This window comes from Streptococcus oralis (assembly GCF_964238205.1).
GTDB lineage: Bacteria > Bacillota > Bacilli > Lactobacillales > Streptococcaceae > Streptococcus > Streptococcus oralis_CZ.
On record NZ_CAXSLF010000002.1, the window covers coordinates 96245 to 119269 of the forward strand.

24 protein-coding genes are annotated in these 23025 nt (G+C 39.4%); 20 read left to right on the top strand and 4 right to left on the bottom strand.

All coding sequences use genetic code 11. The features are described 5' to 3' along the window. From ACESOD_RS04150 to ACESOD_RS04165, 4 genes are read left to right on the top strand one after another with little or no spacing between them, the layout of a single operon-like run. Nucleotides 1–303: a TMEM175 family protein gene (locus tag ACESOD_RS04150; RefSeq protein WP_006151097.1), complete on the top strand. Its 303-nt coding sequence runs from the start codon at nt 1–3 to the stop codon at nt 301–303. After that, nucleotides 228–587: a hypothetical protein gene (locus tag ACESOD_RS04155; protein WP_000397555.1), complete on the top strand. Its 360-nt coding sequence runs from the start codon at nt 228–230 to the stop codon at nt 585–587. Before ACESOD_RS04150 ends, ACESOD_RS04155 begins: the two co-directional genes overlap by 76 nt. Further along, the gene (locus ACESOD_RS04160) at nt 584–907 is read left to right on the top strand and encodes a potassium channel family protein (RefSeq protein WP_000825751.1); all 324 of its coding nucleotides are present in this window, start codon (nt 584–586) and stop codon (nt 905–907) included. The genes ACESOD_RS04155 and ACESOD_RS04160 overlap by 4 nt, the downstream gene beginning before the upstream one ends. Beyond that, nucleotides 904–1953: a DUF389 domain-containing protein gene (locus ACESOD_RS04165; protein ID WP_373094179.1), complete on the top strand. Its 1050-nt coding sequence runs from the start codon at nt 904–906 to the stop codon at nt 1951–1953. The genes ACESOD_RS04160 and ACESOD_RS04165 overlap by 4 nt, the downstream gene beginning before the upstream one ends. Nucleotides 1954–2523: 570 nt before the next feature. Here ACESOD_RS04165 and ACESOD_RS04170 read toward each other — a convergent pair. Then, the gene (locus ACESOD_RS04170; protein WP_373094180.1) at nt 2524–3402 is read right to left on the bottom strand and encodes a LysR family transcriptional regulator; all 879 of its coding nucleotides are present in this window, start codon (nt 3400–3402) and stop codon (nt 2524–2526) included. A 127-nt stretch (nt 3403–3529) separates the two neighbouring features. Next, nucleotides 3530–3880: a helix-turn-helix domain-containing protein gene (locus ACESOD_RS04175; RefSeq protein ID WP_004250856.1), complete on the bottom strand. Its 351-nt coding sequence runs from the start codon at nt 3878–3880 to the stop codon at nt 3530–3532. Nucleotides 3881–4239: 359 nt separating this feature from the next. Here ACESOD_RS04175 and ACESOD_RS04180 point away from each other — a divergent pair, with 359 nt between their 5' ends. From ACESOD_RS04180 to ACESOD_RS04190, 3 genes are all read left to right on the top strand, one after another. Then, on the top strand, nt 4240–5865 hold the full coding sequence (locus ACESOD_RS04180; RefSeq protein WP_070460356.1) for a malolactic enzyme: 1626 nt from the start codon (nt 4240–4242) through the stop codon (nt 5863–5865). A gap of 77 nt (nt 5866–5942) precedes the next feature. After that, nucleotides 5943–6890: an AEC family transporter gene (locus tag ACESOD_RS04185; protein WP_373094182.1), complete on the top strand. Its 948-nt coding sequence runs from the start codon at nt 5943–5945 to the stop codon at nt 6888–6890. 375 nt (nt 6891–7265) lie between these two features. Continuing rightward, nucleotides 7266–7823: a DUF6287 domain-containing protein gene (locus ACESOD_RS04190; RefSeq protein ID WP_373094183.1), complete on the top strand. Its 558-nt coding sequence runs from the start codon at nt 7266–7268 to the stop codon at nt 7821–7823. A 40-nt stretch (nt 7824–7863) separates the two neighbouring features. On the opposite strand, the gene ACESOD_RS04195 is transcribed toward ACESOD_RS04190, so the two are convergent. Continuing rightward, nucleotides 7864–7995: a hypothetical protein gene (locus ACESOD_RS04195; protein WP_373094185.1), complete on the bottom strand. Its 132-nt coding sequence runs from the start codon at nt 7993–7995 to the stop codon at nt 7864–7866. A 125-nt stretch (nt 7996–8120) separates the two neighbouring features. On the opposite strand from ACESOD_RS04195, the gene ACESOD_RS04200 reads away from it, so the two are divergent. From ACESOD_RS04200 to recG, 13 genes are all read left to right on the top strand, one after another. Next, the gene (locus ACESOD_RS04200) at nt 8121–8633 is read left to right on the top strand and encodes a GNAT family N-acetyltransferase (protein WP_373094187.1); all 513 of its coding nucleotides are present in this window, start codon (nt 8121–8123) and stop codon (nt 8631–8633) included. 145 nt (nt 8634–8778) lie between these two features. Continuing rightward, complete coding sequence (locus tag ACESOD_RS04205) at nt 8779–9465, top strand: helix-turn-helix domain-containing protein (protein WP_373094189.1); 687 nt, start codon at nt 8779–8781, stop codon at nt 9463–9465. A gap of 3 nt (nt 9466–9468) precedes the next feature. Then, entirely contained in the window at nt 9469–10884 is a 1416-nt protein-coding gene (locus ACESOD_RS04210) for a Y-family DNA polymerase (RefSeq protein WP_373094191.1), read from the top strand. Continuing rightward, on the top strand, nt 10881–11243 hold the full coding sequence (locus ACESOD_RS04215; RefSeq protein WP_373094192.1) for a hypothetical protein: 363 nt from the start codon (nt 10881–10883) through the stop codon (nt 11241–11243). Before ACESOD_RS04210 ends, ACESOD_RS04215 begins: the two co-directional genes overlap by 4 nt. Further along, nucleotides 11236–11514, top strand: a complete 279-nt coding sequence (locus ACESOD_RS04220) for a DUF5960 family protein (protein WP_373094193.1) — start codon at nt 11236–11238, stop codon at nt 11512–11514. Before ACESOD_RS04215 ends, ACESOD_RS04220 begins: the two co-directional genes overlap by 8 nt. Before the next feature lie 655 nt (nt 11515–12169). Further along, a complete protein-coding gene (locus tag ACESOD_RS04225) occupies nt 12170–13027 on the top strand; it encodes a TPM domain-containing protein (RefSeq protein ID WP_373094195.1) in 858 nt (285 codons plus the stop codon). A gap of 38 nt (nt 13028–13065) precedes the next feature. Further along, nucleotides 13066–13659 carry a LemA family protein gene (locus ACESOD_RS04230; RefSeq protein WP_000790850.1) on the top strand — a complete coding sequence of 198 codons (594 nt, stop codon included), beginning with the start codon at nt 13066–13068 and terminating at the stop codon, nt 13657–13659. Between the two features lie 667 nt (nt 13660–14326). Beyond that, nucleotides 14327–16840 (top strand): preprotein translocase subunit SecA, encoded by a 2514-nt coding sequence (gene secA, locus ACESOD_RS04235; protein ID WP_373094197.1) that lies wholly within the window; start codon nt 14327–14329, stop codon nt 16838–16840. An 81-nt stretch (nt 16841–16921) separates the two neighbouring features. Further along, a complete protein-coding gene (locus ACESOD_RS04240; protein ID WP_373094199.1) occupies nt 16922–17953 on the top strand; it encodes a 3-deoxy-7-phosphoheptulonate synthase in 1032 nt (343 codons plus the stop codon). A gap of 1 nt (nt 17954) precedes the next feature. Next, nucleotides 17955–18986, top strand: coding sequence for a 3-deoxy-7-phosphoheptulonate synthase (locus tag ACESOD_RS04245; RefSeq protein ID WP_373094200.1), 1032 nt, complete (start codon nt 17955–17957; stop codon nt 18984–18986). 45 nt (nt 18987–19031) lie between these two features. After that, the gene (acpS, locus tag ACESOD_RS04250) at nt 19032–19394 is read left to right on the top strand and encodes a holo-ACP synthase (protein ID WP_373094391.1); all 363 of its coding nucleotides are present in this window, start codon (nt 19032–19034) and stop codon (nt 19392–19394) included. Beyond that, nucleotides 19384–20487 (top strand): alanine racemase, encoded by a 1104-nt coding sequence (gene alr, locus ACESOD_RS04255; protein WP_373094201.1) that lies wholly within the window; start codon nt 19384–19386, stop codon nt 20485–20487. Before acpS ends, alr begins: the two co-directional genes overlap by 11 nt. 24 nt (nt 20488–20511) lie before the next feature. Beyond that, a complete protein-coding gene (gene recG / locus ACESOD_RS04260; RefSeq protein ID WP_373094203.1) occupies nt 20512–22527 on the top strand; it encodes an ATP-dependent DNA helicase RecG in 2016 nt (671 codons plus the stop codon). An 18-nt stretch (nt 22528–22545) separates the two neighbouring features. On the opposite strand, the gene ACESOD_RS04265 is transcribed toward recG, so the two are convergent. Beyond that, the gene (locus tag ACESOD_RS04265; protein WP_045762824.1) at nt 22546–22716 is read right to left on the bottom strand and encodes a hypothetical protein; all 171 of its coding nucleotides are present in this window, start codon (nt 22714–22716) and stop codon (nt 22546–22548) included. Between the last annotated feature and the right edge of the window lie 309 nt (nt 22717–23025).

A 23025-nucleotide genomic window follows, 5' to 3' on the forward strand; every position in this document is an offset into this window, starting at 1 on the left:
ATGAAGAAAGACAGATTAATTGTATTGACAGATGCTGTTCTAGCAATTATTATGACCATCTTGGTTTTAGAGTTAGAAAAACCAACAACACCAAGTCTTGAAGCTTTTTGGGATTTACGGCAAAATTTCTTTGCTTGTTTTCTTTCCTTTTTCTGGTTGGGATCGTTATGGATGGCACTAAACACATTATGGGAAAAGGTTGAGAAAATTTCCTCAGAAATTATTTGGTGGAATTTGTTTCTACTCTTGGAGCGGCAGGAGTTCTCTTTGGAGAATTTCATGCCATCCAAGATACCAGTCTGAATGATGTGGTGGACCGGATCTATATAAATGTCAAGGATTTACCGTTTCAGTCCTTGGGAGCTTTAGCTAATATCCTGTCTGATATTAAGAAGGGACTGATTCAAGACAGTCATATCTGGTCTTTCTTCCAGTCATTTTTCAAACAATATCAGTTGATAATCAGCTTAAATCAGATCTATCAGTTTGTCTATCTTTCTCTGATGGAGATCATGTCCTATCTTCACTTTGATTATTGGAAAAAAACGGCTCGGTCAGGAGCTAGTATGAATAAGGAGAACAAATGAAACGTTTAAAAATGTTATGGCATATTATGCAGGTTACGGGTTTTACTCGGTTTGCTCTGAGTTTTGTGACCTTTGTTTTTGGGTCAGGAGGCGTGCTTTTCCTAGTTGAACCTGCTATCACAAATTACGGAGACGGTCTTTGGTATGCTTTTGTGACTTCGACGACTGTCGGCTACGGGGATCTCCTAGCTGTGACCTTGATTGGAAGGATTACCAGTGTCTTCTTGACGATTTATGGGCTCATATTTTTTGGCTGTTTATCAGCTGTTATTTTTAATTATTATACCAATTTAAATAAGGAAAGAGGAGAGGACAAATGACTGCCAATTATTCAACACGGGAATACCGTGAGAAATTATACGATGACCTTCATGTTCGATTGAGAGATACAGCGATTTTGATGTGTGCAATTTTTATTGCCTCTATCGGACTAAATATGAATTCAACAGCTGTCATTATAGGAGCCATGTTGATTTCACCTCTCATGACACCGATTGTTGGACTGGGATTCGGTTTAGCTATTTTTGATACGCGTTTAATCAAGCAATCTCTAGAGGTTTTATTGACTCAAGTGTTGGTCAGTTTGCTTGTCTCGACTCTGTATTTCTGGATTTCTCCCTTGTCTTATGCAAGTAGCGAGTTGATTGCACGAACCTCTCCAACCATTTGGGATGTCCTCATTGCTATTGCTGGTGGGATTGCTGGTGTGATCGGTTCAAGGAAAAAAGAAGCAAACAATATCGTGCCAGGAGTAGCCATTGCTACAGCTTTGATGCCGCCTATCTGTACTGCTGGCTATGGTTTAGCTAATGGGAATGTACGATTTTTATTGGGGGCTCTCTATCTTTTCTTGATCAACTGTGTCTTTATCATGCTAGCCAACATTGTTGGAACAAGAATTTTGATGAGAAAATCTCCTTTAACTTCATTTAAAGAGCTGAGCATTAAAATGAGAATTGGCTTGATTTCTTTGATTGTATTGTTGATTCTTCCAGCTAGCTATTCGGCAGTTACTCTGACAATAGAACAAGCGCGCAAAGAAGGGATCAAACAGTTTGTAGGAAAAGAGTTCGCCAATTATACGGTTATTAATCAAGTCTACAAGTCAAGTAACAATGAATTGGTCTTGACGGTTGTTGGAGATCCGATTTCAGAAGAAGAATTAGAAACACTCCACCCAAAACAAGCCTCTTACGGTATTCAATCTGTTCAATTGAAAGTGAATCAAGTTCAGAACTCGCCAACATTAGATAGTGAAGCGACCAAGGAATTTTATGAAAACATTGACAAGTATATTGATCAAAAACTCTCTGAAAAAGATTCACAAAACGATCTCGTAAAAGAAAATGAAGCAGACAAGGATTGAGGACAATGAACTGAATCGGTTTTTACGCCGTGTTTTTCTTGTATCTTCCTCTTTCTTACTTATAGCAGGTTGTTTTTGCTTGAATAAGAAATAAATTAGAAGTTCTATCATCTAAGAAAAATGATGAAAAAAATCATTTAACTAATGGTGTGAACGTTTAGTGTTTATCAGCTCCATTCTCTGTAATTTTGGGGGTAAAATCCACACCATTTAGATAAAATTAGTTGAATTTGATTGGAAAAACGCTTTTATAAAAGCGGAGAAAAGTCTTGATATTACGCTGTTTTTAGTCCAACTGAAATTCATACTTTCCAAACCAGGTCTTAAGAAAGCTCGTAAAGCATCACAATTTAGTAAACGTTAATTCGAAAGAATTACTATACTTACAAAGAGCACCTTTCGGGGTGTTCTTTTTTATTGATATCTTGTGGATTTATGATTAGAAATCTCCTTGAAGGGTATCGGGTAAATGAAAAATTCGGCGATCATATCCTATTCCTTCGTGCTTTAGTCTAATACCTATAATGTAAAAAACTCTAGCTATCAGGTAGTTGATAGTTAGAGTTTTTTCTATTCATATGATTTAATGAGATTAAATAAGGCTTCTACTTCTGATGACAGTGTAGCTGATTTGAGATAAGCATAATAAACTGTAAATGTTATCTGGTCCTCCGGTATTAGAGGGATTTTTATTAAATCATCATCTTCATCAGAAAGTGCGATATCAGCCAGTAAACTAAGGCCAATCCCTTTCTTTAAAAGTTCTTTAATGATGACAATGTCGTCACTCTTAAAGAATATTTCTGCCTTGTTTTGATGCTTTTGATTAAGTAGTTCAAAAGCTTTCAGGTGAACAAAATGTTCGTCTAAAAGTATAAAGGATTGATCTACTAAATCTTCAAAAGTGAGGGAAGGAGCAGTAGCAAGAGGATGGTTCTTAGATAAAACGACATACAGTTCTTTATGAAAGAGTTCATGAGTCTCTATTGAAGGATGATTGAGTGGTTCAATCAAGCCGAGTAGGCTTGCATCAAGGTCTCCCTTGAGGAGAAGATTTAATAACTCTACGGAGCCACCGCGGATAGGGCGTACTTTTTTTAAAAAATCGAATTTATCTTTTTCGTTTAAGGCGGCAAAGAGATACTGAATGATAATAGGAGGGAATCCTACAGTAGAGTATTGGGCCAAGGAGCGATTGATTTCTTTGCGAGTAGAAATGACCTCAGGTAAGATCTTTTCTGTATGCTTTAGAAGGATTTGCCCTTGAGGAGTTAGTTTGAAGGAACGATGCGAGGGATCGTGGTGAATCAATTTGCAATTAAAAGATTCCTCTAAGCGCTTGATGGCATAAGAAATAGATGGTTGGCTGACCTTGTGTTGTTTTGCTACTTCCGTATAGGATTGAAGCTGGCAGAGGTCATAAAAATATTGTAGATCTTTTAAATTCATAGGGGCTCACTTTCATTAGTTGGAGAAGGAAAATAAGTGGAAATCACCAGATAAATAAATTTTATCCGTATCCTACAATTTGACTATACGAGTATTCACCGGTTAAAATGTAAGTGAGTCAGGGATATCAAAGGTTATCTAAGATACTTTCAAAAATGACCAACATCTTTTCTCGTTTATCAATAGGGAGCTGTTTAATCTTCATGTTGATTCTTTTGAGTGAAAGATTATCGGTCTTATCAGAGGTTGATTCAAGGCTATCAAAATTGAAAAATTCCTCTGGGGTCATCTTTAGGGCGACAATCACTTTTTCAAGACTGTGAATGGTCAGATTCACATTTTGGTTTTCAAGTTGATTGATATACTTAAGCCCAAGTCCTGCTTGTTCCGAAAGTTCTTCCTGGCTCATTTTTTTCTGTGTTCGAAAATATTTCACCTTTTGGGAAATATATTGTTGTAAATAGTTTTTATTCGTCATATAAATAGAATACAAGTTTTGCATGACAAAAAAACATCTTAAAAAATACAAAGTATTGTATAACAAACTTATATAATATTTATTTTAATTCGGATTGCCAATTTGTATGATTAGTTTCTTTTACTCGAAACTTTTAGTAAAGAGTGATCATCGAGAGTTTTATGAGTTCAGAACTTTATAAAATATAACAACTTAAAGTGCCATTAACAATAGTGTTTTAAGTATAAAAGAGCTTATTAGAATATTGTTCTCGTAGACTCATTATAACATATGCGGGTATAATCGTATTTTTTAAACAACAAAGTTTTCCGAACAATTCATTTAAAGTGGTATAATAGAAGTAAAAAGGAGGTTGCACTATGACTGCACATGATATTTTAAACAACCCTTTCCTGAATAAGGGGACTGCCTTTACCATAGAGGAGCGAAAGGAATTAGGTCTTATTGGTTTACTGCCACCGTATGTTCAAACGATTGAAGAGCAAGCGGCGCAAACTTATGCACAAATGCAAACAAAAGCCAATGATTTGGAAAAACGTCTTTTCCTAATGGAAATTTTTAATACCAACCGGACTCTTTTCTATTACCTCTTTTCTCAACATTTGGAAGAATTCAATCCAATTGTATATGATCCAACCATTGCAGATACCATTGAAGGCTATAGTGACCTCTTTGTAGACCCCCAATATGCGGGATATCTTGATATCAATCATCCTGAAAATATTGAAGCTACTTTGAAAAATGCTGCTGGTGATCGCGAGATTCGTCTTATTGTTGTAACAGATGCAGAAGGAATCCTTGGAATCGGTGACTGGGGAACAAATGGTGTCGATATTTCTGTCGGGAAATTGATGGTCTACACCGGTGCTGCTGGAATCGATCCTTCTATGGTCCTTCCTTTAGTTATTGATGCAGGGACTAACCGTGAAGAACTTCGTAATAATCCTAATTACTTAGGAAATCGTCACGAACGGGTTCGCGGAGATCGTTACTACGACTTCATTGACCAATTTGTTCAAACAGCAGAACGTCTCTTTCCTAAACTCTACCTTCACTGGGAAGACTTCGGCCGCTCGAATGCTGCCAATATTCTTGAAAAATACCGGAAACAAATTCCAACTTTTAATGATGATATTCAAGGTACAGGAATCGTTACCTTGGGTGGTATCTTTGGTTCACTAGATATTAGTGGTGAAAAATTAACAGATCAAGTTTATCTCTGCTATGGTGGTGGTACTGCGGGCGCAGGAATTGCCGCTCGTGTTCTTCGTGAAATGGTGAGTGAAGGTCTTTCTGAAGAAGAAGCCTATAAACGTTTCTTTATGGTTGATAAACAAGGTCTTCTCTTTGATGACATGGATGACCTAACTCCTGAACAAAAGCCGTTTGCTAAGAAACGTGCTGACTTTAGTAACGCAGACAAGTTGACTGACCTGCTTGAAGTAGTGAAGACTGTGAAGCCAACCATTCTTGTAGGAACTTCGACTCAGCCTAATACCTTCACTAAAGAAATAGTAGAGGCTATGTGTGAAAATACAGAACGTCCGATGATTTTCCCTTTGTCAAATCCAACCAAACTAGCAGAAGCTAGTGCCAAAGATTTGATTGAATGGTCAGATGGCAAAGCTTTTGTCGCAACAGGAATTCCTGCTGATACAGTTTCTTATAAAGGTGTCGACTATGTGATTGGTCAAGCCAATAATGCCTTGATTTACCCAGGTCTTGGTCTAGGTATGCTGGCTTCTGAAGCAAGTCTTTTGACTGATGAAATGATTGGAGCAGCAGCTCATTCATTGAGTGGTATTGTCAATCCAGGCCAACCAGGAGCTCCTGTCTTGCCACCGTTCAAGTATGTAGCAGATGTTTCTATTAAAGTAGCAGAAGCAGTCGCTAAAAAAGCACAAGAGCAAGGTCTTGCGCGTGCTAAGGAAACAGATATGGCCAAAGCAGTTCGTGATTTGAAGTGGTATCCAGAGTATAAATAATTCGTTGCTGCTGTCTATCCTTTGCTAGCGACAGATTTGTATGGGCTGTGGACTTAAGTAATTTAGAAAGGATACCTATGTCACTCTTTTTAACCTCGATTACGAGTATCATTCCGATTATCGCTATTATTGTTTTGGGGTATATTCTTCAGGTGAAGGGATGGTTTGGAGATGCCTTTGGACCTAACCTATCTCGTTTGATCATGAATGTAGCCTTGCCAGCGTCAATCTTTGTGTCGGTGATGAAATACCTAACACTAGATAAACTAATCAGTCTTTCTGGAGGTCTCCTTTATACATTTGTGGCCTTTATCTTGGGCTATATCGTAGCTTATATTGCAGTTAGGCTTTTCAAGGTTCGTCCAGGACGACGAGGAACCATGATTAATACCTTTGTGAATGCCAACACTATTTTTATTGGTTTACCTTTAAACGTTGCTCTTTTTGGGGATCAGGCTCTTCCATATTTCTTAATTTACTATATCACCAACACGATTTCCACCTGGACATTGGGCGTGTATTTGATGACGAGTGACAGTAAATCGGGTCAAAGCAAGGAGACAAGTAAATTTGACTGGAAGAAATTGCTACCAGCTCCGCTTGTAGGTTTTCTTGTGGCTCTGCTATTTTTGATTCTCCGAATCTCTATTCCAGATTTCGCAACGAATACCTTAACCTATGTTGGAAATATCGTAACTCCCTTATCTCTGATTTATATTGGTATCGTTCTTGCAAAGGCAGGCTTGAAAACTATTACTTTTGATAAAGATACAATTGTCACTTTAGTTGGACGCTTTATCCTAGCTCCTCTAATCATGCTTCTTGTATTGAAGTTCTTTGCGCCAAATATGGCGACAGCAGAATTTAAGACCTTTATGATTCAGTCCGCTACACCAGCTTTAGCTGTTCTTCCGATCCTTGCTAATCAGGGAAAAGGAGATGTGGAATTCTCTACGAATGTGGTGACTCTAAGTACGGTTCTATTTATCGTTGTTATTCCAATATTACAAACTTTATTAGGATAAGAAGGAAGAGGATAGGATTGAAAGTTTTGCATTAAGAAATTGCACTATTATAGATACATCTATTCCTATTTCTTGAAATCAAAATCGGCAGAAACTCTTCGGACGTTTCCTATCAAGCGCTTTTGAGCTGTCCTAAAAGCCAAACTTTTCAAACTAGGATTGAAAAAAGCTCGTAAAGCATCACAATTTAGTAAACGTTCTTCGAAAGAATGACTATACTTACAAAGAGCACCTTTCGGGGTGTTCTTTTTTAATCCTCAATAAGAGAGTTCACCCCCCAAAAAATCACACCGCTAGTCTTTGTCTTATACAAATTCTTCCTAGTATGAGTTTAGTATGATATAATTAAATACGAGTAATATAAAGGGGTTATAAATGAAAATAGGAAAAGGCGTCAATTGGATTTTGATTCTGTTAAGTTGCTTAATTGCTATAGTACTGATAAGTTCTTTGTTCTTCTTTAATCATAAGAAGCAAGATGTAGAAGCAGTAAATGCTACAACAGAACAGGTTTCTACCACTAGTACAACAACCACTAGTACAACGACTACTCAAGATAGTGTTACGACTACGGAGGAAAAACTCTCGACACAAGAAGAGCAAACGAATGCTGGATCACAAAAAATAGATGAGCAAGCCATTCTAAATGGAGATTTCTCGACTCTAGTTGGAACTTGGAGAAATGGGCTTGGACAAGAGTTTACATTCGATAAAAATGGACTAGTAAACAGTGGAAACATTGAAAAAAAGAGCATGGGTAGCCATGGAACGATTGAATTTAGCATTAGAGATGGTATCTCAGGCTATGGAATGAGTATTTATCCTGCTGGACTTATTATGCCTGGGTTAGATACTGATTTAACTAAAAATAGGCTGATTGCTGGTCAAGCTGCTCCAACTAGTTCAGAACAAGTTTTTTATAAAGTAGACTAAATGATTAACCATCTCATCAAATTTGAGATGGTTTTCTTCTTTATTTGTGAGTCATGATCATTTTATGAAGGTTAATCAAGTATACTTCAAAAATAGCTTCCATAAGCGTTCCAGCTTGTTTAGCAAGATGTTGGAATTTATGAGGACCTTGACGGGTATTATTTTTCTTCATAGTATGTTGTGTTATAATGTAGATACGATATGAATAAATTAAGATATCTCTGTAAATTCTGTAAATGTCACTTTGTGTGAACATGAGTACATTTGAATTTATAGAATGATAGGAGGTGGTTTACAATGATAAGTTTAGAGCTGATGTCTGAAGAAAATAGTATAGATATTTATTCTTTTGAAAAAGAAAATCGGGAGTATTTTGAGCGAAGTTTACCTCCTAGACCAGCCCACTATTTTGACTTAGAAGGTTTTAAAGAAATTACAAGGGAATTGTTAAGGGAACAAGAGAATCATGATGTCTATATGCATCTTATTAGAGATGCACAAGGCACTATGGTTGGAAGAATCAATTTAAGTATTTTAGGGAAGGATAGGAAAACAGCAGAACTTGGATATAGGATTGGAGAAATTGTTACTAATTTAGGATATGCAAGCGAAGCAGTTAAACTCGTTTTAGAAAAGGCCTTTACTACTTATGGTTTACATAAGATTATCGCAGGGACGGCAAGGGACAATCAGGCCTCTCAGATAGTGCTTTTAAAAAATGGTTTTACCTTTAGTAAAATCATAGAAAATGACTTTCAAATGAATAACGAGTGGATTCATACGGCAGTATTTGAGATAAGGAATCTATAGCATCATCATTCCCAATCGTCTGCTAAACCTCAACATTCCTAGTAGACATTCGTCTACTTTTTTTATATAATAAAACTAAATCAAAATGGTTGAATTTCAAAAATAGAATCAACCTAGGATGAAAGATAACACTAGGAGGTAAAATATGTACCAACCAGAAAAACTTAAGGCTAGGAGAAAAGAGCTAAAGCTAACACAGAAAGAGATTGCAAAGCAGCTTGGGATTAGTTTTCAGGCTTATTCAGCTTGGGAACGTGGAGTCAAGGAGCCTTCTAAAGAGAAGGTTGCTCAACTAGAAGATCTTTTAAAAGTACCAAAAGGCTATTTTACTCAAATCGAAATTGTCCGTCTCTATAATAGTCTTTCCAATCAAGGGAAAGAGAAGGTGGTAGTCTATGCTCGCAACCTGGTCCAAGAAGAACAAGCTAAGAAGGTGGTAGCTATGCCAGAAAAACTTTTCGAGTATCATGTCTACGAACGTATGTCAGCCGGTATCGGAGCTTCAGTTTATGATGATCGAAACTTTGATATGGTTTATTTCAATGAAGAACTAGCTCATGATTTTGCTTCTTGGGTATCAGGGGATTCCATGGAACCCAAATATCAAAATGGATCAGTAGCCCTGATTCGAGAGACCGGATTTGATTATGACGGTGCTGTCTATGCAGTGGTTTGCAATAACCAGACCTATATCAAACGGGTCTATCGAGAAGAAGATGGCTTACGTTTGGTCTCCATCAATCCTAAATACAAGGATATTCATATTTCTTACGAAGAAGATCCGCGGATTGTGGGAATTATCGTGGGCAATTTCGTACCCATGGAGGGATAGCCTATGGGCTACTTTGATTATTCCAGAGAGCCCAAAAGTGATATTGCCTTTGTCGATATGAAGTCCTTTTATGCCAGTGTTGAGTGTGTAGAAAGAGGACTCCATCCCCTCAAAACCTCCCTTTGTGTCATGAGCCGGGCGGATAATTCTGTTGGGCTTATCCTTGCCTCCTCGCCTATGTTTAAAAAGGTTTTTGGGAAAGCAAATGTCGGACGTGCCTATGACCTGCCCTTTGATATTAAGACGCGTAAATTTTCCTACTGTAATGCCAAAAAACAAGGCTTACGGACAGACCCGGATTATGTGAAATTTATCGAAGATTGGGCTCGGGTGACCGTCATTGTCCCTCCTAGGATGGATAAGTATATCGCGGTCAATATGGACATCCAGCGTATTTTTCAGAATTATGGCAGTCCAGATGATATTTATCCCTACTCTATTGATGAAGGTTTTATCGATCTGACTAGTTCGCTCAATTATTTTGTCCCAGACCAGCAGATTTCTTGCAAAGATAAGCTGGATATGCTTTCGGCTAGTATCCAGAGGGACATCTGGCGGCAGACGGGGATTTACTCGACGGTGGGTATGTCTAATGCCAATCCTCTGCTTGCTAAGCTAGCCTTGGATAATGAAGCTAAGCACACACCGACTATGAGGGCCAACTGGTCCTATCAAGATGTGGAAGATAAGGTCTGGGCTATTCCAAAGATGACCGACTTTTGGGGGATTGGGCATCGGATGGAGAAGCGCTTGAATAGCTTGGAGATTTATTCGATTAAGGAATTAGCCAATAGCAATCCGGATGTCCTGAAGAAGGAACTTGGTCAAGCTGGACTTCGCTTGTGGTTCCATGCCAATGGAATTGATGAGAGTAATGTTCACAAGCCCTATAAAGCCAAATCTCACGGCTTGGGCAATTCACAAATTTTACCTAGAGATTATGTCAAACAGCGAGATATCGAAATTATACTCCGAGAGATGGCTGAGCAGGTGGCTATCAGGCTTCGAAGAGCTAGTAAAAAGGCGACAGTGGTATCTATCCATCTTGGTTTCTCCAAACAGGAACAGAAACGCTCCATCCATACCCAGATGAAGATTGAGCCGACCAATAACACCAGTATTTTGGTCAGCTATGTATTGAAATTATTCCATAGTAAATACACTTCTGGGGCCGTCAGAAGTGTTGCCATCAGTTATTCAGGATTTGTGGACGAATCCTTTGCTTTGATTTCCCTTTTTGATGATGTAGACAAGCTAGAAAAAGAAGAAAGGCTCCAGACGGCCATTGATTCTATTCGAGAGCAATTCGGATTTACTTCTCTCTTGAAGGCGACTGCCTTAGAGGATGCCTCGAGAAGTATTGCCAGAAGTAAGCTGATCGGAGGGCATTCTGCTGGAGGATTAGATGGACTCAAATGATTGATCGTTCTTACTTACCTTTTCAATCCGCGAGGGACTACCAGGATCCAGGAATGCAGAAGTGGATGGGATTTTTCTTATCGGAGCATACGAGTTCACTCAGTGAAGAAAAAAATCGTGTCGATTTGTCGACTGATTTGAATCCAGTTGAGAAGTTGTTGTTACTTTCCCAGCTCTACGTCGGACGACTAAAAGGCTCTTTTGTGGTCAAGGAGAAAAATCATAAAAGCACGATATTGGGTGAAGTAAGAGAATTATCTCCTCAAGAAATCTCTGTTAAAACGGATGAGGGCTATAGATTGATAAGGGTAGATGATATTCTCGCAATTCAATTATGTCAGGAGGAAGTTCATGACTAGAAAAGAGCTATATGAAAATAAATTGCAGATGGATTATTTCTCAGATGACTACATTCGTTTTGAAGAAGATTTCCAAAAATACTCTGCCATGAATGTACCCCTGACTTTCCTAATTGATGACATTCTACGAACCATGGCCATCAACCAAAAGAACTACTTTGTCTTGAACAAGGAAAATGCCAAGGATGGCAGAGATCATTATTATTATTTTGAGATAGATTATCGCGTAGGATGTAGAAGTTTTCACTATAAAAAGCATGTGAATAGATAATTTGAACGCTACGACAGATGAAGCTTATATTTATTTTGAAAATAAATTATCCGGTGAATTAGCATCCCTAACAGAGAGTGCTAAAACATCATAAATTCATCAAGTGATTTGAAAATTTTGAGAATAACGGAAAAAACGTTAAAAATGGTTGATCAGTAGATAAATATATCGATGACTATATTTTTTATCATATTGTAAAATAAAAATTTCTGAAAATTTTTTATCGATCTGAAATTTTTCTCCCCAAGAATACAAAGACTAGTAGATTTAAGAATGTATAGACCCCGAAAGTTAAATTTTTCGAGGGTGTAGTACAGAGGAATTCCTCCCTCTCAAAACCTCTCTTTTGTCATGAGTTGTTGGATATCAAGAAATGCAAATCTTATGAACTATAATGCCAAGAAATAAGGCTTGTCAACAGATCCAAAATTTATCTAAGATTGATTCCGAGTGCTTCTGCTTATTCCTTCTAGAGATTGCAGTCAATATGGTGGAAATTTAGACCATTTAATGCAGAATAGAGAGTCCGATTTGTCATCAAAAAAACATCATTTTCTTAGTTCTTGTCATAGATTTGTAATGAAAATGTACTTTCTTTGTAAAAATCAAAATGCTATAATTCTCTAAACAATTTTCCTTGCACAGGGAGGTTATTATGAAAAAATATAGATTGTTAAAGAAAAGTTTCTTGGCGCGTATCCTTGGATTGCTGATGGTATTTCTCTTCCTATCAGCATTCACCGCACCTGAAAAACCAGACTATGGTATCTACGATCCAAATCATTATTTGACAGAGGACACTATCACACAAATTCGTGATTTGAATGAAGCCAATAGTAAAAAGGCAGAAAAGCTTCAAGTGGGTGTCTATATCGTAGATAGTCTTGAAGGAGAAAGCATTGAAACGGTCGCTAATGAGACGGCTAGAGCCTGGAAGGTAGGTTATTCAGGAGATAATTTTGGAAGTTTGATTGTGGTAGCTGTTCAAGATCGTAAATCAAGAATTGAAACCAGTAATAATACCGCAATTAGAATAACGGACTACCAAACCAAGCAATTGTTGGCAGCCAGTCGTACGGACTTTAAAAATGGAGACTATAGTAAGGGGATTCTGGCAATTGCCAAAGGTTTGGACAATCAGTTTTATAAAGGAACGGGAATCTTCTCGTCTGATGATACGTCATTTGCAGATGCTTCTGCAAAAATCAGACGTTACTCCGATAGCATCAGTGGAAAAAAATCTAATCGAGAAAGAAGCGATTCATCAAGTCGCCGACAAAAAAAAGACCCCATAAAAGATTTCTTTATGTTCCTGACGGTAATATATTTCATTGGAGTCATTATTGCCATTATCAGAGGTAGAGGTGGCGGAGGAGGAGACTCCTCTGATGGCGGCTGGTGGTTTAGTGACTCATCCGATTCGGGTTCATCTTGGTCAGACTCAGGTTCAGATTCTTCTGGTGGCTGGGACGGCGGAGGCTTTGATGGTGGAGGTTCATCTGATGATTGGTAATGTCAGTATAAAATTTAAAGAAATGAGTAGGTTTAGATATGAAAAATAAAGGAATCATTTATGTATTGAGCATTTTACTAGCAATTATCTTGCTGGGAGGTTGCTCGGTCGTAGGTACTTATAACGGTCTTGTCTCCGAACAGACCAAGGTAGAACAAGCTCAAGCAAATGTAGCGACAGCCCTTCAACGTCGTTCAGACTTGATTGGAAATCTGGTAGAGTCTGTAAAGGGACAAATGAACCATGAGACAGAGGTCTTCACCCAGATTGCAGAAGCACGTGCAAAAATTGGGAATGGCTCTGTTACTTCAAAGGAAAACCAAGAGGCTCAAGGTGAGTTGAGTTCAGCTATTTCACGCCTGCTTGTGTTGACAGAAAACTATCCTGAGCTTAAGAGCAATCAAAATGTGGAACAACTCATGACGGAGTTGGCTGGAAGCGAAAATCGTATTTTTGTAGCCCGCAAGGATTACAACCAGGCAGCAACTGACTACAATCAAAAATTAAGAAGCTTCCCAACTGTTCTCTTTGCTAATATGATGAACTTTAAAGAAGCAGAAACCTTCAAAGAAAGCGAAGAAGCCAAGACAGCTCCAAAGGTTGACTTTAGTACTTCTACATCAAAACAGTAGACTGGCCGTTTATTTCTAAGAATTGCAAGATCTGGAAACTACTTTCCAGGTCTTTTTGCTATAATAAAAATAGGAAACAGTTCTGGAGGTGATGAGATGGAGAAGTTGCTACAATTGTTGATTTTAGTGCCCTATTTTTTATTTTTTAGTTGGCAAAGGAAGGCACGACCAGGAAGAAAACACTTTTCACTCCTTTACTATTTTTACTGGATTTATTTCCCTCTCATGGCCTTGTTTAGTCTAGCTTTCACTCTTTTTTCGCTAATCTTATTTAATTTTATTTTACTAGAACCCAAGGATTTAGCTAGGTGGTTGATATGGATAGTTTTAGTCTTTTTATCCTTACTCAATGACTGGATCGTTTATACTGGTCTAAAATTTATGAAAAAACTAAAGTTGGAAAAGAAGAAGGCTAATCTTCCTTGAGAAAACTGAGGAAATTAGTGCCTAATAACTGAAGGATGTTTCGTTTCTCAATGTTGAGTTAAGTAGAAGTTTAAATTAGGGAAAAATGAAACTAAGAGTAGGAATTTTAAGAGGAACTAATCTTGATGATTAGTCCTTTTTTGCCCTAAGGGAAAACGGAATATTTCTTGAAAAAATTGGGCAAATATGCTACAATAAAAAGAACATTCTAAAATATTCAGAATTTAAAGTAAGGAAAAAAATGGCAAATTTACTAAAAACAATCATCGAAAATGATAAAGGGGAACTCCGCCGCCTAGAAAAGATGGCTGATAAAGTCCTCAAATATGAAGATGAAATGGCTGCGTTAACAGACGAGCAATTGAAAGCAAAAACAGAAGAATTCAAACAACGCTATCAAAATGGTGAGACTCTTGACCAACTTTTGTATGAGGCGTTTGCTGTTGTACGCGAGGGAGCTAAGCGTGTTCTTGGTCTTTTCCCGTATAAGGTTCAGGTTATGGGGGGGATCGTTCTTCACCATGGTGACGTTCCTGAGATGCGTACTGGTGAGGGGAAAACCTTGACAGCGACTATGCCAGTATACCTTAACGCCCTTTCAGGTAAAGGTGTACACGTAGTTACGGTCAATGAGTATCTATCAGAACGTGACGCGACTGAGATGGGTGAGTTGTACTCATGGCTTGGTTTGTCAGTAGGGATCAACTTGGCAGCCAAATCTCCAATGGAGAAAAAAGAAGCTTATGAGTGTGATATCACTTATTCAACAAACTCAGAGATTGGTTTCGATTATCTTCGTGATAACATGGTTGTTCGTGCGGAGAATATGGTTCAACGTCCGCTTAACTATGCCTTGGTAGATGAGGTTGACTCTATCTTGATTGACGAAGCTCGTACTCCTTTGATCGTTTCAGGAGCCAATGCAGTTGAAACTAGCCAACTCTACCATATGGCGGACCATTTTGTGAAGTCTTTGGATAAGGATGACTACATCATTGATATTCAGTCTAAGACAATTGGTCTATCTGATTCTGGTATTGACAAGGCTGAAAGTTACTTCAAACTAGAAAATCTCTACGATATCGAAAACGTAGCCTTGACTCACTTTATCGACAATGCCCTTCGTGCTAACTACATCATGATTCTTGATATTGACTATGTGGTCAGCGAAGAGCAGGAAATCTTGATTGTCGACCAATTTACAGGTCGTACTATGGAAGGTCGTCGTTATTCTGATGGTTTGCACCAAGCGATTGAAGCCAAAGAAGGTGTGCCAATCCAAGATGAAACCAAGACTTCAGCTTCTATTACCTACCAAAACCTTTTCCGTATGTATAAGAAATTGTCAGGGATGACAGGTACTGGTAAGACAGAGGAAGAAGAATTCCGCGAAATCTATAATATTCGTGTTATTCCAATCCCGACAAACCGTCCAGTTCAACGTATCGACCATTCGGATTTACTTTTTGCTAGTCTTGAAGCTAAATTTAAGGCTGTTGTCGAAGATGTAAAAGCTCGCTACCAAAAAGGTCAACCAGTCTTGGTAGGTACTGTTGCTGTTGAAACCAGTGATTATATTTCTAAAAAATTGGTAGCTGCAGGAGTTCCTCACGAAGTATTGAATGCCAAGAACCACTACAAAGAAGCTCAAATCATCATGAATGCTGGCCAACGTGGTGCAGTTACAATCGCGACCAACATGGCCGGTCGTGGTACTGATATTAAGCTTGGTGAAGGTGTTCGTGAACTTGGTGGACTTTGTGTCATTGGTACAGAACGCCATGAAAGTCGTCGTATCGATAACCAGCTTCGTGGACGTTCAGGACGTCAAGGGGACCCAGGGGAGTCACAATTCTACCTTTCTCTTGAAGATGATTTGATGAAACGTTTCGGTTCAGAGCGCTTGAAGGGTGTCTTTGAACGTCTCAATATGTCAGACGAAGCGATCAAATCTCGTATGTTGACACGTCAGGTTGAGGCAGCACAAAAACGTGTTGAAGGAAACAACTACGACACACGTAAACAAGTTCTTCAATACGATGATGTCATGCGTGAGCAACGTGAGATTATCTACTCACAACGTTACGATGTCATCACTGCTGATCGCGACTTGGCTCCTGAGATTCATGCAATGATTAAACGCACTATTAATCGTGTTGTTGATAATCATGCGCGTGCTAAACAAGATGAAAAACTAGAAGCTATCTTGAATTTTGCAAGATATAACTTGCTTCCAGAAGATTCAATTTCACTTTCAGACCTAGAAGGTTTGTCAGACCAAGCGATCAAAGATGAACTTTACCAACGTGCCTTGAAAGTCTACGATAGTCAAGTTGCTAAGCTTCGTGATGAGGAAGCTGTTAAAGAATTCCAAAAAGTCTTGATCCTACGTGTTGTAGATAACAAGTGGACAGACCATATCGATGCTCTTGATCAGTTGCGTAATGCTGTTGGTCTCCGTGGTTATGCTCAGAATAACCCTGTCGTTGAGTATCAAGCAGAAGGTTTCCGTATGTTTAATGATATGATTGGTTCCATTGAGTTTGATGTGACTCGTTTGATGATGAAAGCACAAATTCATGAACAAGAGCGTCCACAAGCAGAGCGTCATATCAGTACGACAGCTACTCGCAATATCGCTGCGCAACAGGCTGAGCTTCCTGCAGATTTGGATCTTAGCCAAGTTAAGCGTAACGACTTGTGCCCATGTGGTTCTGGTAAGAAATTTAAAAACTGTCACGGTAAACGACATTAAGAATGACTAATTTTCAGGCGGATGCCTAGTGAAAAGTGAATTTTCGCTTGGCGTCCGTTTGCTTTATAAGGAGGATGAATCGTGGTATTTACAGCCAAAAGCCCTAAAATTAATATTGAAGAAGTTCGTAGTTTGTCTAAATTAGAAGGACAAGCACTTGCCAATAAACAACAACGCGATCAAGAACTTGAAGCGATTATTCGTGGTGAAGATCAACGCATTTTGTTAGTGATTGGTCCGTGTTCGTCTGACAATGAAGAAGCAGTTCTTGAGTATGCCAAGCGTTTGGCAAAACTGCAAGAAGAAGTAAAAGACCACGTCTTTATGGTGATGCGTGTCTACACTGCTAAACCACGTACTAATGGTGATGGTTATAAGGGCTTGATTCACCAACCAAATGCCAAAGAAGCACCTAGTCTCATCAATGGGATCAAGGCGGTTCGTCACCTGCATTACCGTGTTATTTCTGAAACAGGAATGACGACAGCGGATGAGATGTTGTACCCAGAAAACCTTCCTTTGGTAGATGACTTGATTTCTTACATGGCAGTTGGAGCTCGTTCGGTTGAAGACCAACAACACCGTTTTGTAGCTAGTGGAGCAGATTTTGCGACAGGTTTTAAAAATCCAACGTCTGGAAATCTCAATGTCATGTTCAACGGTATTTATGCGGCTCAAAACAAACAAAGTTTCCTTTTCCTAGGGAAAGAAGTTGAAACGACTGGAAATCCTCTATCGCATGCTATTCTCCGTGGTGCCCTCAATGAATACGGGAAAAACATTCCAAACTATTACTACGATAATTTGATGGATACCATTGCCCAGTATGAAAAGATGGGCCTCGAAAATCCATTTATCATCATTGATACCAACCATGATAACTCAGGCAAGCAGTATATGGATCAGATTCGCATCGTTCGTCAGACCTTGATTAACCGTGACTGGAATGAAAAGATTAAAAAATATGTTCGTGGCTTCATGATTGAGTCTTATCTAGAAGACGGTCGTCAAAATGAACCAGAGGTCTTTGGGAAATCTATCACCGATCCATGTCTAGGATGGGAAAATACTGAAGCTCTTGTTCGCGAAATCTACCAAAGACTAGGAGAATAGTATGGCATTTATTGAAAAAGGTCAAGAAATCGACATTGAAGCGATTAAGGCGGAAACGCAATTATCTGCAGAAGCCTTGCAACATAAGGAAAGCCGAGACCAAGAACTGGCTGATATTCTATCTGGTAAGGATGATCGTATCATTTTAGTCATTGGTCCTTGTTCATCTGATAATGAAGAAGCAGTGCTTGAATATGCTCGTCGTTTGGCAGACTTGCAGAAAAAAGTTGCAGATAAGATTTTCATGGTCATGCGTGTTTACACAGCCAAGCCACGTACCAATGGAGATGGCTACAAGGGGTTAGTTCATCAGCCAGATACTTCTAAAGCACCAAGTTTGATTAATGGTTTGCAGGCTGTTCGTCAGCTTCATTATCGTGTTATTACAGAAACTGGATTGACTACAGCAGATGAAATGCTTTATCCATCCAATCTAGTCTTGGTTGATGACTTGGTGAGCTACCATGCCGTGGGTGCACGTTCAGTAGAAGACCAGGAACACCGTTTTGTAGCTTCAGGGATTGATGCACCAGTGGGTATGAAAAATCCAACTTCAGGGAATCTATCTGTTATGTTTAATGCCATCTATGCTGCACAAAACAAGCAAACATTTCTTTACCATGGACAAGAAGTTGAGACTTCAGGTAATCCCCTGGCCCACGTTATCCTTCGTGGAGCTATGAATGAATATGGGAAGAATGAACCAAACTTCTACTATGAAACTCTCTTAGATGCTATCGGCCGTTACGAGTCTATGGGGCTTGAAAATCCTTTTATCATGATTGATACTAACCATGATAACTCAGGCAAGCAATATATGGAGCAAGTTCGAATTGTTCGTCAGGCTCTGCTCAACCGTGACTGGAATGAAAAGATCAAGAAGGCAGTTCGAGGTTTCATGATTGAATCTTACTTGGCAGATGGTCGCCAAAATCAACCAGAAATCTTTGGTTGTTCTATTACAGACCCATGTCTAGGATGGGAAAACACAGTAGCCTTGGTAGAAGAAATCTATACTACCTTAACAAAATAAGTGAAAAGGATGGAGTTGGGGGAACCTCAACTCTTTTTGACGAAAATGATAGTTGGACACGGAATTGATATCGAAGCATTAGCTTCCATACAAAATGCAGTTAAAAAAAGAGAAGGCTTTGCGCAGCGTGTTTTGACAGACAAGGAATTGAAGCGCTTTGCCAGTCTCAAAGGTCGTAGACAGATTGAGTATTTGGCTGGTCGTTGGTCAGCTAAAGAAGCTTTTTCAAAGGCTATGGGAACGGGTATTGGAAAGCTAGGATTTCAGGATTTGGAAATTTTGAACAATGAGAGAGGTGCTCCCTACTTCAGCAAATCCCCGTTTTCAGGAAAAGTTTGGCTATCTATCAGCCATACAGATCAGTTTGTGACAGCTAGTGTTATTTTGGAGGAAGATTATGAAAACTAGTCCACATAGACCAACCAAGGCCCTTATTCATCTAGAAGCAATTCGCTACAATATCCAACAAATGGGAGCGCACATTCCCCAAGATACCCTCAAATGGGCAGTTGTAAAAGCCAATGCCTATGGGCACGGAGCGGTTGCTGTTGCAACAGCTATCCAGGGTGATGTTGATGGTTTTTGCGTTTCTAATATTGATGAAGCCATCGAGCTTCGTCAGGCAGGAATTTCTAAGAAGATTCTTATTTTAGGAGTATCTGAGGTTGAATCTCTTTCATTGGCTAAGGATTTTGGTATTACCTTGACAGTGGCTGGGTTGGAATGGATCCAGAAGCTCATAGCCACAGAGTCAGACTTATCAGGTTTAACTGTTCACCTTAAAATTGACTCAGGTATGGGACGAATTGGTTTTAGAAGTGCAAGCGAGGCGGCACAAGCTCAAACTTTACTCAAGGAGCATGGAGCAAATGTTGAGGGAATCTTTACACACTTTGCTACTGCAGATGAAGAGTCAGATAGCTACTTTAAGCAACAGCTAGAGAGTTTTAAGGGAATCCTAGATGATTTGCAAGAAGTGCCAAAATTGGTTCATGCTAGTAACTCCGCAACTACTTTATGGCATGCGGAAACGATTTTTAATGCTGTTCGCATGGGGGATTCCATGTATGGTCTCAATCCAAGTGGACAAGTTTTGGAATTGCCTTATAAACTAAAACCAGCCTTGACTTTGGAGTCAGCCATCGTTCATGTCAAAACAGTAGAGGCTGGAGCTTGTATGGGCTACGGAGCGACCTATCAGGCAGACAGTGAGCAAGTCATTGCTACTTTGCCAATCGGTTATGCAGATGGTTGGACACGAGACATGCAGAATTTCTCAGTTCTGGTGGATGGCCAATTGTGCCCCATCGTAGGACGTGTATCCATGGACCAAATCACCATTCGTTTGCCTAAGCTTTATCCATTGGGTACCAAGGTAACCTTGATTGGCTCAAACGGGGACAAGGAGATTACTGCAACAGATGTAGCGGTTTACCGTGGAACCATCAATTATGAGGTAGTTTGTCTCCTCAGTGATCGAATTCCGAGAGAATATTATTAAAAAACAGAAGGAAAGGAGAGTAGCATGAATTTACACCAACCCTTGCATGTCTTGCCTGGTGTGGGACCCAAATCAGCAGAAAAATATGCCAAAATAGGAATCGAAAATCTGCAAGACCTCTTGCTCTACTTTCCTTTCCGTTATGAAGATTTTAAGACCAAGCAGGTGCTAGAACTAGAGGATGGTGAAAAGGCTGTCCTATCTGGTCAGGTGGTAACGCCAGCTAGTGTTCAGTATTATGGATTTAAGCGCAATCGTCTTCGCTTTAGCCTTAAACAGGGAGAAGTTGTGTTTGCGGTCAATTTCTTTAACCAACCCTACCTGGCTGACAAGATTGAACTAGGAGCAACCTTGGCTGTCTTTGGAAAGTGGGATCGTGCTAAAGCTAGTCTCACAGGTATGAAGGTTTTAGCCCAAGTGGAGGATGATCTCCAACCTGTCTATCGTCTCGCACAAGGAGTTAGTCAAGCAGGCCTTGTTAAAGTCATTAAAACCGCCTTTGACCAGGGTCTAGATCTCTTGATAGAGGAAAATATCCCTCAGTCCTTGCTCGATAAATACAAACTCATGTCTCGCTGTCAGGCTGTTCGTGCCATGCATTTTCCTAAGGATTTGGCAGAATACAAGCAGGCTCTCCGTCGAATCAAGTTTGAGGAGCTCTTTTATTTCCAAATGCAATTACAGACCCTCAAGTCTGAAAATAAGGTTGATGGAAGTGGATTGATCCTGAATTGGTCGCAAGAAAAACTAACTGCGGTTAAAGAAAAGTTACCCTTTGCCTTGACCCAAGCCCAAGAAAAGAGCCTGCAAGAAATCTTGACAGATATGAAGTCGGATCATCACATGAATCGACTCTTACAAGGGGATGTTGGTAGTGGGAAAACAGTGGTAGCAGGTCTAGCGATGTACGCAGCTGTAACGGCAGGTTATCAGGCTGCCCTCATGGTTCCGACAGAAATCCTTGCAGAGCAACATTTTGAAAGTCTAGAAAGTCTATTTCCTGGTTTGAAACTAGCTCTCCTAACAGGTTCATTAAAAGCGGCAGAAAAACGTACGGTTTTGGAAACTATTGCCAAGGGCGAGGTAGATGTAATTATTGGTACCCATGCCCTTATACAGGATGGGGTGGACTATGCTAAACTCGGTTTGATTATCATCGATGAGCAGCACCGTTTTGGTGTGGGGCAAAGGCGTATTTTACGTGAAAAAGGAGAAAATCCAGATGTCCTTATGATGACGGCAACACCGATTCCACGAACCTTAGCCATCACCGCCTTTGGAGATATGGATGTTTCTATTATTGACCAGATGCCAGCAGGACGCAAGCCAATCGTAACATGCTGGATTAAACATGAACAGTTGCCCCAGGTCCTGACTTGGTTGGAAGGAGAAATTCAAAAAGGTTCTCAGGCCTATGTTATTTCTCCTTTGATTGAAGAATCTGAAGCCTTGGACCTAAAAAATGCTATTGCTTTATCGGAAGAATTGACGGTTCATTTTGCAGGGAAAGCAAAAGTTGCTCTCTTACACGGTAAGATGAAGAGTGATGAAAAAGACCAGATTATGCAAGATTTCAAAGAGAGAAAGACTGATATTCTGGTTTCGACAACGGTTATCGAGGTTGGGGTAAATGTGCCAAATGCGACAGTCATGATTATCATGGATGCTGACCGTTTCGGACTTAGTCAGCTTCATCAGCTCAGAGGTCGTGTCGGTCGTGGGGAGAAGCAGTCCTATGCAGTTCTCGTTGCCAATCCTAAGACTGACTCTGGAAAAGACCGCATGCGCATCATGACGGAAACGACTAATGGATTTGTCCTTGCAGAAGAAGATTTGAAAATGCGTGGTTCGGGTGAGATTTTTGGAACCAGACAGTCAGGTCTACCAGAGTTTCAAGTAGCTGATATTATCGAAGATTTTCCGATTCTTGAAGAAGCACGTAAGGTGGCTAGTTATATCAGCTCCCTTCCTAACTGGCAGGAGGACCCAGAGTGGCATATGATTGCCCTAAATCTAGAAAAGAAAGAACATTTAGATTAATACTCTTCAAAAATCTCTTCAAACCACGTCAACGTCGCCTTGCCGTATATGTAGTATACTGACTACGTCAGTTCCATCTACAACCTCAAAACAGTGTTTTGAGCTAACTTCGTCAGTTCTATCCACAACCTCAAAACGGTGTTTTGAGCAACCTGCGGCTAGTTTCCTAGTTTGCTCTTTGATTTTCATTGAGTATAAGCTTTCTCTAAGAAAATCTTAAGTTTGCTTTTAGGGTTATTGCCTATACTAGAGTCATCAAAAAGAAACGAGGACTCTCACATGACAATGACAATTAAAGTAAATTACCAAAAAACGTTTCAACAGGAACAAACACCTTCTCCTAAATACTAAGTAAAAGAGCGGAAACGCTCTTTTTGTATGGGATTCGCAGGTAAGGGATTTAGAAAAATGCTTATGTTAATTTGATTTACTGAATGTATAAACTTAAACACCACTTCAAACGAGGTCTTAGTCTATCTGGTAAACTGAAAGCAGTGC

What these genes read in the sequence shown, in the direction of transcription:
- secA (WP_373094197.1), top strand. Translation starts at nt 14,327, where the DNA reads ATGGCAAATTTACTAAAAACAATCATCGAAAATGATAAAGGGGAACTC.
- ACESOD_RS04185 (WP_373094182.1), top strand. Translation starts at nt 5,943, where the DNA reads ATGTCACTCTTTTTAACCTCGATTACGAGTATCATTCCGATTATCGCT.
- ACESOD_RS04180 (WP_070460356.1), top strand. Translation starts at nt 4,240, where the DNA reads ATGACTGCACATGATATTTTAAACAACCCTTTCCTGAATAAGGGGACT.
- ACESOD_RS04160 (WP_000825751.1), top strand. Translation starts at nt 584, where the DNA reads ATGAAACGTTTAAAAATGTTATGGCATATTATGCAGGTTACGGGTTTT.
- ACESOD_RS04230 (WP_000790850.1), top strand. Translation starts at nt 13,066, where the DNA reads ATGAAAAATAAAGGAATCATTTATGTATTGAGCATTTTACTAGCAATT.
- ACESOD_RS04150 (WP_006151097.1), top strand. Translation starts at nt 1, where the DNA reads ATGAAGAAAGACAGATTAATTGTATTGACAGATGCTGTTCTAGCAATT.
- ACESOD_RS04210 (WP_373094191.1), top strand. Translation starts at nt 9,469, where the DNA reads ATGGGCTACTTTGATTATTCCAGAGAGCCCAAAAGTGATATTGCCTTT.
- ACESOD_RS04205 (WP_373094189.1), top strand. Translation starts at nt 8,779, where the DNA reads ATGTACCAACCAGAAAAACTTAAGGCTAGGAGAAAAGAGCTAAAGCTA.
- ACESOD_RS04245 (WP_373094200.1), top strand. Translation starts at nt 17,955, where the DNA reads ATGGCATTTATTGAAAAAGGTCAAGAAATCGACATTGAAGCGATTAAG.
- ACESOD_RS04225 (WP_373094195.1), top strand. Translation starts at nt 12,170, where the DNA reads ATGAAAAAATATAGATTGTTAAAGAAAAGTTTCTTGGCGCGTATCCTT.
- ACESOD_RS04175 (WP_004250856.1), bottom strand. Translation starts at nt 3,880, where the DNA reads ATGACGAATAAAAACTATTTACAACAATATATTTCCCAAAAGGTGAAA.
- ACESOD_RS04265 (WP_045762824.1), bottom strand. Translation starts at nt 22,716, where the DNA reads ATGAAAATCAAAGAGCAAACTAGGAAACTAGCCGCAGGTTGCTCAAAA.
- ACESOD_RS04215 (WP_373094192.1), top strand. Translation starts at nt 10,881, where the DNA reads ATGATTGATCGTTCTTACTTACCTTTTCAATCCGCGAGGGACTACCAG.
- ACESOD_RS04220 (WP_373094193.1), top strand. Translation starts at nt 11,236, where the DNA reads ATGACTAGAAAAGAGCTATATGAAAATAAATTGCAGATGGATTATTTC.
- ACESOD_RS04200 (WP_373094187.1), top strand. Translation starts at nt 8,121, where the DNA reads ATGATAAGTTTAGAGCTGATGTCTGAAGAAAATAGTATAGATATTTAT.
- ACESOD_RS04195 (WP_373094185.1), bottom strand. Translation starts at nt 7,995, where the DNA reads ATGAAGAAAAATAATACCCGTCAAGGTCCTCATAAATTCCAACATCTT.
- acpS (WP_373094391.1), top strand. Translation starts at nt 19,032, where the DNA reads ATGATAGTTGGACACGGAATTGATATCGAAGCATTAGCTTCCATACAA.
- ACESOD_RS04165 (WP_373094179.1), top strand. Translation starts at nt 904, where the DNA reads ATGACTGCCAATTATTCAACACGGGAATACCGTGAGAAATTATACGAT.
- ACESOD_RS04170 (WP_373094180.1), bottom strand. Translation starts at nt 3,402, where the DNA reads ATGAATTTAAAAGATCTACAATATTTTTATGACCTCTGCCAGCTTCAA.
- alr (WP_373094201.1), top strand. Translation starts at nt 19,384, where the DNA reads ATGAAAACTAGTCCACATAGACCAACCAAGGCCCTTATTCATCTAGAA.
- recG (WP_373094203.1), top strand. Translation starts at nt 20,512, where the DNA reads ATGAATTTACACCAACCCTTGCATGTCTTGCCTGGTGTGGGACCCAAA.
- ACESOD_RS04190 (WP_373094183.1), top strand. Translation starts at nt 7,266, where the DNA reads ATGAAAATAGGAAAAGGCGTCAATTGGATTTTGATTCTGTTAAGTTGC.